Genomic DNA, 14,329 nt, shown 5'->3' on the forward strand with positions numbered 1-14,329 from the left:
CACCCACCCTTTTCCCCCGAAAGTCCCATGCCCATGGCAAACCAAGCCCTGATGGCCAACGCGATCCGCGCGCTGGCTATGGATGCCGTTCAACAAGCGAATTCCGGACATCCGGGTGCACCGATGGGCATGGCCGACATGGCCGTCGCACTCTGGGGCGAACACCTGCGCTACAACCCCGCGAACCCGCACTGGTTCGACCGCGACCGCTTCGTGCTCTCGAACGGCCACGCCTCGATGCTGCTGTACTCGGTGCTGCACCTCACCGGCTACGACCTGCCCATCGGCGAGCTCAAGAACTTCCGCCAGCTGCACAGCAAGACCGCCGGCCACCCTGAAGTCGACGTGACCCCCGGCGTGGAAACCACCACCGGCCCGCTGGGCCAGGGCATCACCAACGCCGTGGGCTTCGCGCTGGCCGAGAAGCTCCTGTCGGCCGAGTTCAACCGCAAGGACCACGCCATCGTCGACCACCACACCTACGCCTTCCTGGGCGACGGTTGCATGATGGAAGGCATCAGCCATGAAGCCTGCGCACTCGCCGGCGCCTGGCACCTGAACAAGCTGATCGCGCTGTACGACGACAACGGCATCAGCATCGACGGCCAGGTCAAGCCCTGGTACATCGACAACGTGGCCGAGCGCTTCCACGCCTATGGCTGGCACGTGATCGGCCCGATCGACGGCAACGACGCCGCCGAAGTGTCGAAGGCCATCGCCAAGGCCAAGCAATCGACCGACAAGCCCACGCTCATCAACTGCAAGACCGTCATCGGCAAGGGCAGCCCGAACCGCGCCGGCACCGCCAAGGCCCACGGCGAAGCACTGGGCGCCGAAGAAATCAAGCTCACGCGCGACGCCATCGACTGGCACTACCCGCCCTTCGAGATTCCGGCCGAGGTGTACGCCGACTGGGACCACAAGGAAGCGGGCGCCAACATCGAAGCCGAGTGGAACGCCAGGTTCGCCGCCTACGCCGCCGCCTACCCCGAGCTGGCCGCCGACTTCACCCGCCGCATGAAGGGCGAGCTGCCCAAGGACTTCCACCAGGTCGCGTTCGACACCGTGGTCGCCGCCCACACCAAGGCCGAGACCGTGGCCAGCCGCAAGGCCAGCCAGCTCGCGCTGGAAGCCTTCACCGCCGCACTGCCTGAAATGCTCGGCGGCAGCGCCGACCTGACCGGCTCCAACCTCACCAACACCAAGAGCACCGCCGCGCTGCGCTTCGATGCCAAGACCGGCGCCGTGGTCATGAACGTGCCGGCCGTCGAGGCCAAGCAAGGCGCCGAAGACGAAACCAAGTCCGCGGCCCCGGCCGAAACGCCCCACGGCACCATCGGCCGCCACATCAACTACGGCGTGCGCGAGTTCGGCATGGCGGCCATCATGAACGGCGTGGCGCTGCATGGCGGCTACATCCCCTACGGCGGCACCTTCCTCACGTTCAGCGACTACAGCCGCAACGCCATCCGCATGGCCGCGCTGATGAAGCGCCGCGTGATCCACGTGTTCACCCACGACTCCATCGGCCTGGGCGAAGACGGCCCGACCCACCAGTCGATCGAGCACGCCGCCTCGCTGCGCCTGATTCCGAACCTGGACGTCTGGCGCCCGGGCGACACGGCCGAAACCGCCGTGGCCTGGGCCGTGGCGCTGCAGAACCAGTCGCGCCCGACCGCGCTGCTGCTGAGCCGCCAGAACATCGCCTACGCGCCCAAGAGCGAACTCGGCGACATCAGCCGCGGTGCCTACGTGCTGTCCGAGCCGGAAGCCGTCGGCCTGAAGAGCAAGAAGACCGCCGCCGTCATCATCGCCACGGGTTCCGAAGTGCAGCTCGCACTGGCCGCGCAGAAGCTGCTGGCCGAGAAGAAGATCGCCGTGCGCGTGGTGTCGATGCCCTCGACCACCACCTTCGACCGCCAGGACCTGGCCTACAAGAAGGCCGTGCTGCCCAAGAAGCTGCCGCGCATCGCCGTTGAAATGGGCTGCACCGGCGGCTGGTGGAAGTACGGCTGCGCCGCCGTCGTGGGCATCGACACGTACGGCGAATCGGCGCCCGCGCCGGTGCTGTTCAAGCACTTCGGATTCACGGCGGAGAACGTGGCCGCCACGGTGGAAGCAGCGCTGCGCGACTGAGTCCCTTCGCACGGTTCACGACAGACAACAAGTTTTTCAACCTTAGGAGCAAGTCAGATGGCTATCAAACTCGGTATCAACGGCTTCGGCCGCATCGGTCGCAACGTGCTGCGCGCAGCAGTGCAGAACTTCAAGAACGACATCGAAATCGTTGCCATCAACGACTTGCTCGAGCCCGACTACCTCGCCTACATGCTCCAGTACGACTCGGTGCATGGCCGCTTCAAGGGTGAGGTCACGGTTGACGGCAACACGCTGATCGTGAACGGCAAGAGGATCCGCCTGACCCAGGAGCGCGACCCTGCGCAACTGAAGTGGAACGAAGTCGGCGCCGACGTCGTGCTCGAATCGACCGGCCTGTTCCTCACCAAGGAAACCGCGCAGAAGCACATCGACGCGGGCGCCAAGAAGGTCATCCTGTCGGCACCGTCGAAGGACGACACCCCCATGTTCGTCTACGGCGTGAACGACAAGAAGTACGCCGGCGAAGCCATCGTCAGCAACGCCAGCTGCACCACCAACTGCCTGGCGCCGCTGGCCAAGGTGCTGAACGACAAGTGGGGCATCAAGCGCGGCCTGATGACCACCGTGCACGCGGCCACCGCCACGCAGAAGACCGTGGACGGCCCGAGCAACAAGGATTGGCGCGGCGGCCGCGGCATCCTGGAAAACATCATTCCCTCGAGCACCGGCGCCGCCAAGGCCGTGGGCGTGGTGATCCCCGAGCTCAACAAGAAGCTCACCGGCATGAGCTTCCGCGTGCCGACCTCCGACGTGTCGGTGGTCGACCTGACGGTCGAGCTGGTGAAGGAAGCCACGTACAAGGAAATCTGCGCCGAGATGAAGGCACAGAGCGAAGGCGCGCTCAAGGGCGTGCTGGGCTACACCGAAGACAAGGTCGTCGCCACCGACTTCCGCGGCGACCCGCGCACCTCGATCTTCGACGCCGAAGCCGGCATTGCGCTGGACGGCACCTTCGTCAAGCTCGTGAGCTGGTACGACAACGAGTGGGGCTACTCGAACAAGTGCCTGGAGATGGTGAAGGTCGTGTCGAAGTAAGGCTTCGACGCTTCCATGAAAAAACGCGCCCGAGGGCGCGTTTTTTCATGGCGAGGCGGCAGGCAGCAGCCGCGGGGTGCAGCGCAGCTTCTCGTTCCTGCGGATTTCGCTGCGCGTGCGAAAACTCAAACCGGCTCGAGCACGTGAATCAGCTTGCCCGCCGTCAGCTCCTTGGTCTTCTCGCTGTGCGCCTTCATGTGCGGCGCGACGGCGTGGGCCTGCAGGTGGGCCAGCGTTTCCCATTTCTCGATCACGACGAAGGTGTCGTCGCCGAAGCTGGCCTTCGACGTCGGGATGCCTTGCGCGTCGATCGTCGCGCCGTATTCGATGCAGCCCTCTTCGGCCAGCACGGCCGCGCGGTTGGCGGCGAAGGCTTCGAGCAGCGCGGCGCGCTGGCCCGGCTTGGCGGTGATGACTGCGACGACGTGGATCATTGAAAAGGTCTCCGAGGATTGATGTGAGGGATGACGCACCGGGGTGCGAACGCCGAATCTAAGAGATCCGGCATCGCCGCGCCGGTCAGGTCCGCGACAACGCCGCGGCCTTGTCCCTATCATCGCCCGGATGTTCTTTCCGCTCCCCCGCACGGCCACCGCGCCTTTCTGTCCTTCCGAAGTGAAGGGCAGCGTGGCCGTTCCCCAGGACCTGCCTTTCTTCAGGAAGCTGATGCGCTACGCGGGCCCGGGCCTGCTGGTGTCGGTCGGCTACATGGACCCGGGCAATTGGGCCACCGACATCGAGGCCGGCTCGCGCTTCGGCTACGGCCTGCTGTTCGTGGTGCTGCTGGCGAGCCTGGCGGCAATGCTGCTGCAGACCCTGTGCGTGCGCCTGGGGCTGGTGGCGCAGAAAGACCTGGCGCGCGCCTGCCGCGAGCACTACTCGCCGCGCGTCAACCGCTTGCTGTGGCTGGGCGCCGAGCTGGCCATCGTGGCCTGCGACCTCGCCGAGGTGCTGGGCAGCGCGCTCGCGCTGCACCTGCTGTTCGGCGTGTCGATTCCGGTGGGCATCGCCATCACGGCCTTCGACACGCTGCTGGTGCTGGGCCTGCAGGGCGCGGGCTTTCGCCGGGTGGAGGCCATCGTGCTCGGGCTGGTCGGCACCATCGCGGGCTGCTTCGCGGTCGAGCTGATGATGGCGCCGCCCAACTGGTTCGGCGTGGCGATGGGCTTCGCGCCGAGCCTGGAGCGGTTGCACCAGCCGGGCGCGCTGTACCTGGCCATCGGCATCGTCGGCGCCACCGTGATGCCGCACAACCTGTACCTGCATTCGTCCATCGTGCAGACCCGCCTCGTGGCCGATACCGAACCGGCGCGGCGCGAGGCGGTGCGCTTCTGCACGCTCGACGCGGTGGTGTCGCTGTCGCTCGCGCTGCTGGTCAACGCGGCCATCATGGTGCTGGCGGCCAGCGCCTTCCATGCCACCGGCCACCGCGAAGTGGCGGAGATCGACGACGCCTACCGCCTGCTCGAGCCCGTCGTCGGCAGCGCCTTCGCGGCCACGCTGTTCGGCATCGCGCTGCTGGCCTCGGGGCAGAGTTCGACCTTCACCGGCACCATCGCGGGCCAGATCATCATGGAGGGCTTTCTCGACATGAAGATCCCGTGCTGGCAGCGCCGGCTGATCACGCGCGCGCTCGCGCTCGGCCCGGCCTTCCTCGGCGTCTGGTGGTTCGGCGACGGCGGCGTGGGCAAGATGCTGGTGCTCAGCCAGGTGGTGCTGAGCTTCCAGCTTCCGTTCGCGATGTGGCCCTTGATTCGCTTCACCAGCAGCCGCGCCATGATGGGCGGCTTTGCCAACGGGCCGGTGCTCAAGTCGCTCGCATGGGGCCTGTTCGGCGTGATCAGCGCCGCCAACGTATGGCTGGTGGCCTCGGTGCTCAGCGGCGGTTGAGCGAAGGCTCGGCCGCGTCCTTGCCGAGCGCGGCCGCGATGAAGTCGACGAAGGTCCGCACGCGCGCCGACAACTGGTGGCGCTGCGGGTACACGGCGTAGATGTCGGCGTCGGGCGTTCGGTAGTTCGCGAGCACCTGCACCAGCCGGCCGCTGCGCAGGTAGCGCGCGATGTCCCACTCGGCGCGCATCAGGATGCCGTGGCCGTCGAGCGCCCAGTTGACCGCGATCTCGCCGTCGTTGGTGCTCAGCGCGCCGCGCGTCTTCACCGCCTCGGTGCGCTGCGCCGTGCCCCGGCCGGTGCTCAGGCGCCACATGCCGTAGGCCTCGTCGCCCTGGCGGATGCCGATGCAGCGGTGGTGCGCGAGGTCGTTGGGCACCCTGGGCTGCCCGGCGCGCGCCAGGTAGGCCGGCGATGCGCACAGCAGCCGCCGGTTCGACGCGATGCGCCGGGCGATCACGCGGGCCTCGGGCGGCGCGCCGAAGCGGATGCAGACGTCGAAGGCGTCGTCGGTCAGCGGCGGCGGGTTGACCGACAGCTGCAGCTGCACCTCGACCTGCGGATGCTTGCGCACGAACTTCGAGATCAGCGGCGCCACGTGGCTGCGCCCGAAGCCCAGCGTGGCGTTCACGCGCAGCAGGCCCTGCGCCTCGCCCTTGGCGCCGCCCAACAACTGCGCCATGTCGTCGATCTCGCCGAGGATGCGGCGCGCATGCGCCACGTAGAGCTCGCCCTCGGGCGTGAGGCTCATGCGCCGCGTGGTGCGGTTCACCAGCGTCACCCCCAGGCGCGTTTCCATCTGCGAGAGCCGCTTGCTCACGGCCGGCGTGCTGATGCCGAGTTCGCGCGCCGCGGCGCTCAGGCTGCCGCAGGCCGCGAGCGCGGAGAAGAAGCCGAGGTCGGCGGGCTGTACAGGCGACGTCATGGCAGCCTCATTGTTGAATTGAAGTTAAGGATGGATTCACTTCGGGCATGAATTGTTCAGCGCGCCGGATCCTACAGTGCGCCTTCCAAAGAGCACACACACAAAAGGACATCGATGACCCGCTACAGCATTGCCACCATTCCCGGCGACGGCATCGGCAAGGAAGTGGTTCCGGCGGGGCGCCGGGTGATGGAGGCGCTGGCCGAGGCCTCCGGCGGCGCGCTGCAATTCAGCTTCGAGGACTTCGGTTGGGGCGGCGACTGGTACCGCGCGCACGGCGAGATGATGCCGGCCGACGGCCTCGACGCGCTGCGCGGCAAGGACGCCATTCTTTTCGGCTCCGCGGGCGATCCGCACATTCCCGACCACGTCACGCTCTGGGGCCTGCGCCTGAAGATCTGCCAGGGCTTCGACCAGTACGCCAACGTGCGGCCCACGCGCATCCTGCCGGGCATCGACGGCCCGCTCAAGCGCTGCGCGCCCGGCCAGCTCGACTGGGTGATCGTGCGCGAGAACTCCGAGGGCGAGTACGCCGGCGTCGGCGGCCGCGTGCACCAGGGCCACCCCATCGAGGCCGCGACCGACGTGAGCATGATGACCCGCGCGGGCGTGGAGCGCATCATGCGTTTCGCCTTCAAGCTGGCCGGTTCGCGGCCGCGCAAGCTGCTCACCGTGGTGACCAAGAGCAACGCGCAGCGCCATGCGATGGTGATGTGGGACGAGATCGCGCTGCAGATCTCCAAGGAGTTCCCCGACGTGACGTGGGACAAGGAACTGGTCGACGCCTGCACCGCACGCATGGTCAACCGCCCGGCCACGCTCGACACCATCGTCGCCACCAACCTGCACGCCGACATCCTCAGCGACCTGGCCGCCGCGCTGGCGGGCAGCCTGGGCATCGCGCCCACCGGCAACATCGACCCGGAGCGGCGCTATCCGTCGATGTTCGAGCCCATCCACGGGTCGGCCTTCGACATCATGGGCAAGGGGCTGGCCAACCCGGTCGGCACTTTCTGGTCGGTGGTGATGCTGCTCGAGCACCTGGGCGAGGCCGAGGCGGCGCGGCGCGTGATGCAGGCGGTGGAGCACGTCACGGCCAACCCGGCGCTGCACACACGCGACCTGGGCGGCAGCGCGACCACCGAGCAGGTCACGCAGGCGGTGTGCGCGCACATCGCGGGCGAGCCGATGCGGCTTGCGGCGTGACACACGCAATGGCCTGAACGGCCGCCAGCGACAGACACGACGGTATCCGCGCGCCTCGATGCGCGCACCACGACAACGAGCCGGAGACAAACCATGAACGCTTCTTCCAACGCGCGCCGCCGCAGCAGCGGCAGGCGCGCCCTGCTTCGGGCCGCGACGCTCGCACTGGGCCTTGGCGCCGCTGCGCTGGCCTTCGCGCAGTCACCGGCCGGCTGGCCGGCCAAGCCCATCAGCCTCATCGTGCCCTTCCCCGCCGGCGGCACCACCGACGTGCTGGCGCGCGCGCTGGCCGACAAGCTCTCGCAGTCGCTCGGCCAGCCCGTGGTGGTCGAGAGCAGGCCCGGTGCCGGCGCCACGCTCGGCGCCGACTACGTGGCCAAGGCCAAACCTGACGGCTACACGCTGCTGATGGGCGCGGTGCACCACACCATCGCCACCAGCGTCTACAAGAAGCTGCCCTACGACTTCCAGAAAGACCTGGCGCCTGTCACCCTGGTGGCCATGGTGCCGAACGTGCTGGTCGTCAACGCCGCCAGCACGCCCGCGAAGAACGTCGCCGAACTGGTCGCGCTGGCCAAGGCCGCGCCCGAGAAGCTGGCCTACGGCTCCAACGGGAACGGCACGGCGCAGCACCTGATCGGCACGCAGTTCCAGGCCAGCACCGGCACCACGTTGCTGCATGTGCCCTACAAGGGCAGCGGGCCGCTCACCACCGACCTGCTCGGCGGCCAGGTGGCGATGTCCTTCGACACCATCACGCCGGTGCTGCAGCACATCAAGAGCGGCAAGTTGCGCGCGCTGGCCGTGACCACGGCGCGCCGCTCGACGGTGCTGCCCGACGTGCCGACGATGGAAGAGGCGGGCCTCAAGGGCTTCGACATCGGCACCTGGTTCGGCGTGCTGTCGCCGGCGGCCACGCCGAAGGAGATCGTCGCGCGCCTGAACGCCGAGATGGTGAAGATCATCCATTCGCCCGACTTCGCGCAACGCATGCAGGCCATCGGTGCCGAGCCGCTGGGCGGCACGCAGGAAGAGATGGCGCGCCGCATCCGCGAGGAGACGGCCAAGTTCGCGAAGCTGGTGAAGGAAGGCGGCGTGGCAATCGAGTGAGGAGGCGGCCGAACCACCGAACTCATAGGATGGCGGCTTCCTCGTTCACTCTCTGCCCTCATCCATGTTCATCGTCACCCTTACCTACATCCGCCCGCTCGAAGAACTCGATGCGCTGATGGACGCGCATGTCAGCTGGCTCAAGACGCACTACGAAAGCGGCCTGTTCGTGGCCTCGGGCCGGCAGGTGCCGCGCAAGGGCGGCGTGATCCTGGCGCGTTCGGGCGACCGCGCGGCGCTGGAAGCCTTGCTGGCGCGCGATCCGTTCGTGCAGAACGGCGTCGCGCGCACCGACGTTATCGAGTTCGTGCCCAGCATGACGGCGCCGGGCGCCGAAGTCCTGAAGACGATCTGAGCCGGGGCTCAGGCTTCGGGCACTTCCTCTCGCCCGCCCGGGTGCCTTGCGAAGCGCGCGGCCTCTTGGCCGTGCACCGGCGCGGAGTCTTTCCAGGGCCAGCCGCCGAACTGGGTGCGGCGGTAGTCGGCCATGGTCTGGCTGATCTCGGCCTGCGTGTTCATCACGAAGGGGCCGTACTGCACCACCGGCTCGGCGATCGGGCGGCCCTGCAGCACCAGGAACTCGCTCTCGCTGTCGCCGTTGGCAATCTCCACCGCGGCATCGCCGCGCAGTTCGATGGCCGCCGGGCCCTCCACGCGCCGGCCCGCGACGAAAGCCGCCGCGCCCTTGAAGAAATACAGCATGCGCCGCGTGCCCTCGCCGCTGGCGGCCGGCAGCGTCCATTGCGCGCCGGGCGTCATCTTGAGCGTCCAGATGGCCACGTCGGCGTCGGCCTGCGAGGCCCACGAGTCGGGCGGCGGCGCCAGCGGCTGGATCGGGTCCTGTCCGTTGACGGCGTCGCCCAGCCGGCCGGCGATCACGGCGACCTCGGTGCGGCCGCCCTTCGCGTCGTCGGAAGCGAAACGCGGAATGGCGTCGGACCAGAACATCGTGAAATGCGGCTCGGCCATCTTGCTGCGCGCCGGCAGGTTCAGCCAGATCTGGAACAGCTCCAGCGGGTTGGGCGCGCCGGCGTCGAGCAGCGGGAACATCTCGGAGTGCACGATGCCCTTGCCGGCCGTGAGCCACTGCACGTCGCCGCCGCCGAAGCGCGCGGTGGCGCCCAGCGAGTCGGAGTGATCGACCAGGCCCTTGCGCACGATGGTCACGGTCTCGAAGCCGCGGTGCGGGTGCGAGGGAAAGCCCGGCACCTTGTCGCCGTGGTACATGCTCCAGCCGTCCTTGCGGCTGAAGTCCTGGCCGATGTCGCGCCCGGCCAGCGACGCGGCCGGCCCCATGCGCCCGTTGCCCTGCGGATAGGCATCGTCGTGGTAGACGCAGAACAGGAACGGGTCGATCGTCTGCCACGGGAAACCGAGGGGCGCGACCCGCACGACGGGGCTGTTGTCTTGTTCGGGCATGGGGCTATTCCTTTTCATGGGGGGCTCGGCCGATGATGCCGTGCCGGTGACAGGAATATCGGGGCGGCGCCCCCGTCCGGTAGGGGCCTTCCGTGCAACAGTGAAGAGCGCGTATGGAACGATCGGCATCGTTCTGCTTCTTCAACGGTGTGGCGTCAGGTCACTGGTTCTGGTGCGTGACGACGGCGTTCGGGTCCATGTACATCAGCTCCCAGAGGTGGCCGTCGATGTCCTGGAAGCCGTGGCCGTACATGAAGCCGTAGTCCTTCGGTTCGCCCGGGATGGTGCCGCCCGCGGCCTTGGCCTTGGCCACCAGCTCGTCGACCTCGGCGCGGCTTTCGCACGAGAGGCACAGCAGCACCTCGGTGCTCTTGCTGGTGTCGGCGATGCTCTTGCTCGTGAAGGTCTTGAAGAAATCTTCCACCAGCAGCATGGCGTGGATGCTGCCTTCCTGGATGACCATGCATGCGGCATTCGCGTCGGTGAACTGTGCATTGAAGGTGTAGCCCAGCGCGGCGAAGAATGCCTTGCTCTTGTCGAGGTCCTTGACGGGGAGGTTCACGAAGATCTGCTTGGTGGCCATGGTGTCGTCCTGTGTCGGTGAAGGGGTGATGTGGATGTTCAACGGCGCCTTGTGTACGCCGTCCACAAAAGATACCAAAGAAAATGGACGGCGTCCACATGATTTTCCAGGCAGGGGATTTGGCGGCCCTGCGTGGCGGCGCGGGCATCATGGCGCCCTATGGAAATCGAGTTCAAGTTCTGCATTCCCGCCGGCCGCCTGAAGGCCGTCGAAGCCGCCCTGAAACGCGGCACCGTCGTGCGCACCCGCCTGCAGGCCCGCTATTTCGACACCGCCGACCAGCGGCTGGCCGCCGACGGCATGGTGCTTCGGCTGCGCAAGGAAGGCCGGCGCTGGGTGCAGACCGTGAAAGCCACCGGCGACAACGCCCTGCACCGGCTGGAGCACAACGTCGACCTGGGCACGGCCGGTGCCGCGCCGGCCATCGACCCGCAGCGCCACCAGGGCACGCCGGTGGGCGACAGGCTCGCGAAGCTGCTGCTGGCGGACGGCAGCGACGGCGGCGTGCCGCTGGTCGAGCGGCAATCGACCGACATCGTGCGGCTCACGCGCGACGTGCGCGTCACCGGGCCCGGCGGCGCGGTGGTCGAGATGGCGCTCGACGTCGGCAAGGTCGTCGCCCACGCCGGCACGCCGGAGCAACGCGCATCGCCGGTGTGCGAACTGGAACTGGAACTCAAGCACGGCGACGTGCATGGCCTGGTGTCGCTCGCGCGGCGCTGGTCGCAGCAGCACGGCCTGTGGTTCAGCACCGTGTCGAAGGCCGAGCGCGGCGCGCGCCTGCTGGCGGCGCAGGAAACGGTGGAAGCCGTGAAGGCCGAGGCGCCGCGCTTCGGCAGCCAGCACCCGGACGGACTTGCCATCCAGCAGGCGGTGGTCGCCTCATGCCTGGCGCAGATGCTGCCGAACGCGAGCGAGATCGCCGCGGGCAGCGAAGACGAGGAGCAGGTGCACCAGTTGCGCATCGGCATCCGGCGGTTGCGCACCGCGCTGCGTGAGTTGGCCGAACTCGACACTACCTCGGGCCTGTTCGATGCCGCTGCATGGGAGCCGCCCCTGGTCGAAGCCTTCCGCGCGCTCGGCGAGTTGCGTGACCGCGAGCAGGTGGTGAAGCTGGCGCAGCCCCGGCTGCGCGAGGCAGGCGCGCCGGAGTTCGATCCGCTGGCCGGCGATGCGGCGGCCAAAAGCGCGCCTTCGGCCGGAGACGCCGTGCGCGCTTCGGCGTTCCAGAACGTGCTGGTGTCGCTGATCGGCTTTACCGCGGCCGGCCCCGCCAAGGCTGCGTCGGAAAGCGAAGAAGGAGGAGAGACGCCACCGGCCAGCCCAGCGCCCCTGGATGCCGACGCCGCCCGACACATGCTGCGCAAGCGGCTGCAACGCCTGCACAAGCAGGTGATGCGCGACGGTGAACGCTTCGAATCGCTGGACACCGAAAGCCAGCACCGCGTGCGCAAGCGGCTCAAGCGCCTGCGCTACCTCGCCGAATTCGTCGCGCCGCTGTTCGATGCGGCGGACAAGGGCGGTGCCGAGCGCTACCTCAAGGCCTTGCGTCCCGCGCAGGATGCGCTGGGTGAGTTCAACGACGAAGCCGTCGCGCTCGCGCTCTACCGCGAAGCGGCCGAACGCGATTCCCGCGCGTGGTTCGCCGTGGGCTGGTTCAGCGCGCGCCACGCGGCGGGCGCAAGGGCCTGCGCCAAGGCGCTGGGCAAGATCGACGAGGCCGCCAGGTTCTGGAAGAAGAAATAGGAAACCGGATGGATGAGCCACTGCAACTGCGATTCAGGCTGGCGCCGGAAGACGCGGAGCTGCTTGGAGAAGCGGCCCTGGAACGCCGCCTCGCGGAACATGACCGGCAGTCGGAACGCCTTCATGCGGCTGTCCAGCGGCTGGTGCCACGGGCGCTCTCGGCGCTGATGGTGGCCGCGCCCGTGCTCGCCATCGGGCTTCTGTACGCGCTCGAACCCCGGCCCGTGCGTGCCGAGTTCTGGATCAGCTCGGCCGTGGCAGTCGTGCTGTCGGGGCTGCTGCTGTGGCTCTTTCGCGCACGTCTCGTCGAGCGAATCGCCGCCCTGGGCTCGCGCCGAAGGGCGAGGACCCAGCCCGCCAGGCGGGACCGCGTGGCCCGCGCACTGCATCGATCGGTCACGCGCTCCGCGATCAGGGCCGTCGGCATCCATGAGGTGACGATCAGCGCGCAAGGCCTGAGCCTCATGGCGCCCCAAAGCAGCAAGGCCGCCGTCGTGCCGTGGCAGAAGCTGACGCGCATCGAAGAAGGCGAGCGCTTCTACCGGCTCTACACCCAGGCCACCGAGCGCTTCGGACTCAGCTACCTGGTGGCAAGGCACAGCAGCGAAATGGACGCTGCGGCCTACGAGGCCGGCCTGCAGCGGCTGCTGGCACTGAGCCCCGTCACGCCGGTGCCGCGCAGCAGCGGCTAGAAGAAGCAGATCAGTGATGGTGCCCGTGGGCGCCATGCACATGCCGGTGCTCGATTTCCACCGGCAGCGCCGCGCGCACGTCCGTCACCTGCAGGCTGAACTTCAGCGCCTTGCCCGCCCACGGATGGTTGCCGTCGAGCAGCACGACCGGGCCCTTGATCTTCATCACGGTGAAGACGTGCTCGCGGCCGTCGTCCAGGCGCCCCTGCAGTTGGCCGCCCACCTTCACGCCCGGTGGAAAGTCGGTCTTGGGAATGCTGCGCACCAGCGTCTCGTCGCGTTGGCCGAAGGCGTCTTCGGGCGAGAGGTTCAGCACGGTCTGGTAGCCCTTTTCCTTGCCGTCGAGCGCTTCCTCGATCTTCGGCAGCGTGTTCTCGTAGCCGCCATGCAGATAGGCCATCGGCTCGGGGCTCGCCTCGATGAGCTTGCCCTGGGCGTCGGAGACCTTGTACTTGATGGTGACGACGGTGTCTTTTTCGATTTTCATGGGGAGGCATTTTCAGTGGAAAACAAAAGGAACCCGTCGCCTAGGCTTTCCCCTGCGACGCGGGCTCGTGCAGCACGTCCATCTGGTCGAGCTTGGCCATCACCAGCTCGATGAACGCAGACACCGCCAGCGGCAGGTGCTTGCGGCTCGGGTAGACCACGTTGAGCCCCCGGCCGGTGTACTCGTACTGCGGCAGCACCCGCACCAGCCGTCCTTCCTGCTCGTCGCGCGTCGCCATTGCCGGCGGCAACTGGGCGATGCCCAGTCCGGCCAATGCGGCCCTGCGCAGCGCCTGCGCGGTGTTGCCGGTGAACCGGCCGCTGACCTGCACTTCCTCTTCAGCGCCGCCAGGGCCCGCGAGGCGCCAGATGGTGTGGCCGGTGGGGTGCGGCGGCGTCACGCAGTCGTGGTCCGCCAGCTCCTGCAGGGTGGTGGGCTGGCCGCGCCGCGCGATGTAGCCGGGGCTCGCCAGCAGGCCGCCGCTTCGCGTCATCAGCCGGCGCCCGATGTAGCCCGAATCGCGCAGCACGCCGCCGCGGAACGCCACGTCGATCTGCTCGGCGATGAGGTCGGCGGCCGCGTCGCTGAGCACGAAGTCGAGCCGTACCAGCGGATGCCCGGCCAGGAAATCGGCGACCCATTCCATCGGGAAGAAATCGAAGAAATCCGCCGGCGCCGCCACGCGCACGAGGCCGCTGGGCTCCTGGCCTCCGGCCGCCAGCGCCTGCCCGGCGGCGGCCAGCCCGTCGACCAGCCCCGCGCATTGGTCATGAAAAGCCTGCCCGGCGCTCGTCAGCGTCAGCTTGCGCGTCGAGCGCTGCATTAGCCGCGTGCCCAGCTGCGACTCGAGCTGCTGGATGCGCCGGCTCACGGTGTTGGGCGGCAGGCCCAGCCTGCGGGCCGCTTCGGCAAAGCTGCCGTGGCGCACCACCTGCACAAACATGGCAACGTCGTTGAGGTCGAGCATGGCGGGTTGATTCCTTCGTTTCATGGACGAGTGCAATCCGACTCTACCGTCTAGTCGATCAATGGGTGCGTACCTAAGCTTCTGTCCATGGCCTCGCGGCCTTCATCCA

General features: G+C 68.1%; 14 protein-coding genes. 8 read left to right on the top strand and 6 right to left on the bottom strand.

Annotated features, from left to right (window positions below; all coding sequences use genetic code 11):
* The first annotated feature begins 33 nt into the window (after positions 1–33).
* Both tkt and gap read left to right on the top strand, forming a co-directional pair.
* Positions 34–2,136, top strand: a complete 2,103-nt coding sequence (gene tkt, locus AC1RVW_RS13390; protein ID WP_081268268.1) for a transketolase — start codon at positions 34–36, stop codon at positions 2,134–2,136.
* 57 nt (positions 2,137–2,193) lie between these two features.
* Positions 2,194–3,195 carry a type I glyceraldehyde-3-phosphate dehydrogenase gene (gap, locus tag AC1RVW_RS13395; protein ID WP_081268239.1) on the top strand — a complete coding sequence of 334 codons (1,002 nt, stop codon included), beginning with the start codon at positions 2,194–2,196 and terminating at the stop codon, positions 3,193–3,195.
* A gap of 125 nt (positions 3,196–3,320) precedes the next feature.
* Here the strand turns inward: gap and AC1RVW_RS13400 are convergent, their stop codons facing one another.
* Positions 3,321–3,629, bottom strand: coding sequence for a putative quinol monooxygenase (locus AC1RVW_RS13400; protein ID WP_285413857.1), 309 nt, complete (start codon positions 3,627–3,629; stop codon positions 3,321–3,323).
* Between the two features lie 130 nt (positions 3,630–3,759).
* On the opposite strand from AC1RVW_RS13400, the gene AC1RVW_RS13405 reads away from it, so the two are divergent.
* The gene (locus tag AC1RVW_RS13405) at positions 3,760–5,085 is read left to right on the top strand and encodes an Nramp family divalent metal transporter (RefSeq protein ID WP_106936317.1); all 1,326 of its coding nucleotides are present in this window, start codon (positions 3,760–3,762) and stop codon (positions 5,083–5,085) included.
* On the opposite strand, the gene AC1RVW_RS13410 is transcribed toward AC1RVW_RS13405, so the two are convergent.
* The gene (locus tag AC1RVW_RS13410) at positions 5,072–6,010 is read right to left on the bottom strand and encodes a LysR family transcriptional regulator (protein ID WP_285413858.1); all 939 of its coding nucleotides are present in this window, start codon (positions 6,008–6,010) and stop codon (positions 5,072–5,074) included. The two genes, AC1RVW_RS13405 and AC1RVW_RS13410, sit on opposite strands and share 14 nt — an antisense overlap.
* A gap of 114 nt (positions 6,011–6,124) precedes the next feature.
* Between AC1RVW_RS13410 and AC1RVW_RS13415 the strand changes: the two genes are divergently transcribed.
* The 3 genes from AC1RVW_RS13415 to AC1RVW_RS13425 all read left to right on the top strand — a co-directional run bounded on the left by AC1RVW_RS13415 (position 6,125) and on the right by AC1RVW_RS13425 (position 8,681).
* Positions 6,125–7,216 carry a tartrate dehydrogenase gene (locus AC1RVW_RS13415; protein WP_493200430.1) on the top strand — a complete coding sequence of 364 codons (1,092 nt, stop codon included), beginning with the start codon at positions 6,125–6,127 and terminating at the stop codon, positions 7,214–7,216.
* A 93-nt stretch (positions 7,217–7,309) separates the two neighbouring features.
* The gene (locus tag AC1RVW_RS13420) at positions 7,310–8,326 is read left to right on the top strand and encodes a tripartite tricarboxylate transporter substrate binding protein (protein WP_493200432.1); all 1,017 of its coding nucleotides are present in this window, start codon (positions 7,310–7,312) and stop codon (positions 8,324–8,326) included.
* Positions 8,327–8,390: 64 nt separating this feature from the next.
* Positions 8,391–8,681 carry a YciI family protein gene (locus AC1RVW_RS13425; protein WP_081268245.1) on the top strand — a complete coding sequence of 97 codons (291 nt, stop codon included), beginning with the start codon at positions 8,391–8,393 and terminating at the stop codon, positions 8,679–8,681.
* Positions 8,682–8,689: 8 nt separating this feature from the next.
* Here the strand turns inward: AC1RVW_RS13425 and AC1RVW_RS13430 are convergent, their stop codons facing one another.
* Together AC1RVW_RS13430 and AC1RVW_RS13435 are read right to left on the bottom strand one after the other, a co-directional pair.
* Positions 8,690–9,763 carry a pirin family protein gene (locus AC1RVW_RS13430; RefSeq protein WP_493200435.1) on the bottom strand — a complete coding sequence of 358 codons (1,074 nt, stop codon included), beginning with the start codon at positions 9,761–9,763 and terminating at the stop codon, positions 8,690–8,692.
* A gap of 142 nt (positions 9,764–9,905) precedes the next feature.
* The gene (locus AC1RVW_RS13435; protein ID WP_081268247.1) at positions 9,906–10,328 is read right to left on the bottom strand and encodes a VOC family protein; all 423 of its coding nucleotides are present in this window, start codon (positions 10,326–10,328) and stop codon (positions 9,906–9,908) included.
* 159 nt (positions 10,329–10,487) lie between these two features.
* Here AC1RVW_RS13435 and AC1RVW_RS13440 point away from each other — a divergent pair, with 159 nt between their 5' ends.
* Both AC1RVW_RS13440 and AC1RVW_RS13445 read left to right on the top strand, forming a co-directional pair.
* On the top strand, positions 10,488–12,074 hold the full coding sequence (locus AC1RVW_RS13440) for a CYTH and CHAD domain-containing protein (protein ID WP_493200437.1): 1,587 nt from the start codon (positions 10,488–10,490) through the stop codon (positions 12,072–12,074).
* Between the two features lie 8 nt (positions 12,075–12,082).
* The gene (locus tag AC1RVW_RS13445) at positions 12,083–12,766 is read left to right on the top strand and encodes a hypothetical protein (protein ID WP_493200439.1); all 684 of its coding nucleotides are present in this window, start codon (positions 12,083–12,085) and stop codon (positions 12,764–12,766) included.
* Between the two features lie 10 nt (positions 12,767–12,776).
* On the opposite strand, the gene AC1RVW_RS13450 is transcribed toward AC1RVW_RS13445, so the two are convergent.
* The gene (locus AC1RVW_RS13450; RefSeq protein WP_106936326.1) at positions 12,777–13,253 is read right to left on the bottom strand and encodes an FKBP-type peptidyl-prolyl cis-trans isomerase; all 477 of its coding nucleotides are present in this window, start codon (positions 13,251–13,253) and stop codon (positions 12,777–12,779) included.
* Positions 13,254–13,293: 40 nt separating this feature from the next.
* On the bottom strand, positions 13,294–14,220 hold the full coding sequence (locus AC1RVW_RS13455) for a LysR family transcriptional regulator (RefSeq protein ID WP_493200442.1): 927 nt from the start codon (positions 14,218–14,220) through the stop codon (positions 13,294–13,296).
* Positions 14,221–14,329: the final 109 nt, after the last annotated feature.

The sequence above is a fragment of the Variovorax sp. MPBD4-3 genome, from assembly GCF_058809745.1.

Bases quoted from the DNA above. Each gene is read 5' to 3' on its own strand.
- tkt (WP_081268268.1), top strand. From the start codon at position 34: ATGGCAAACCAAGCCCTGATGGCCAACGCGATCCGCGCGCTGGCTATG.
- gap (WP_081268239.1), top strand. From the start codon at position 2,194: ATGGCTATCAAACTCGGTATCAACGGCTTCGGCCGCATCGGTCGCAAC.
- AC1RVW_RS13400 (WP_285413857.1), bottom strand. From the start codon at position 3,629: ATGATCCACGTCGTCGCAGTCATCACCGCCAAGCCGGGCCAGCGCGCC.
- AC1RVW_RS13405 (WP_106936317.1), top strand. From the start codon at position 3,760: ATGTTCTTTCCGCTCCCCCGCACGGCCACCGCGCCTTTCTGTCCTTCC.
- AC1RVW_RS13410 (WP_285413858.1), bottom strand. From the start codon at position 6,010: ATGACGTCGCCTGTACAGCCCGCCGACCTCGGCTTCTTCTCCGCGCTC.
- AC1RVW_RS13415 (WP_493200430.1), top strand. From the start codon at position 6,125: ATGACCCGCTACAGCATTGCCACCATTCCCGGCGACGGCATCGGCAAG.
- AC1RVW_RS13420 (WP_493200432.1), top strand. From the start codon at position 7,310: ATGAACGCTTCTTCCAACGCGCGCCGCCGCAGCAGCGGCAGGCGCGCC.
- AC1RVW_RS13425 (WP_081268245.1), top strand. From the start codon at position 8,391: ATGTTCATCGTCACCCTTACCTACATCCGCCCGCTCGAAGAACTCGAT.
- AC1RVW_RS13430 (WP_493200435.1), bottom strand. From the start codon at position 9,763: ATGAAAAGGAATAGCCCCATGCCCGAACAAGACAACAGCCCCGTCGTG.
- AC1RVW_RS13435 (WP_081268247.1), bottom strand. From the start codon at position 10,328: ATGGCCACCAAGCAGATCTTCGTGAACCTCCCCGTCAAGGACCTCGAC.
- AC1RVW_RS13440 (WP_493200437.1), top strand. From the start codon at position 10,488: ATGGAAATCGAGTTCAAGTTCTGCATTCCCGCCGGCCGCCTGAAGGCC.
- AC1RVW_RS13445 (WP_493200439.1), top strand. From the start codon at position 12,083: ATGGATGAGCCACTGCAACTGCGATTCAGGCTGGCGCCGGAAGACGCG.
- AC1RVW_RS13450 (WP_106936326.1), bottom strand. From the start codon at position 13,253: ATGAAAATCGAAAAAGACACCGTCGTCACCATCAAGTACAAGGTCTCC.
- AC1RVW_RS13455 (WP_493200442.1), bottom strand. From the start codon at position 14,220: ATGCTCGACCTCAACGACGTTGCCATGTTTGTGCAGGTGGTGCGCCAC.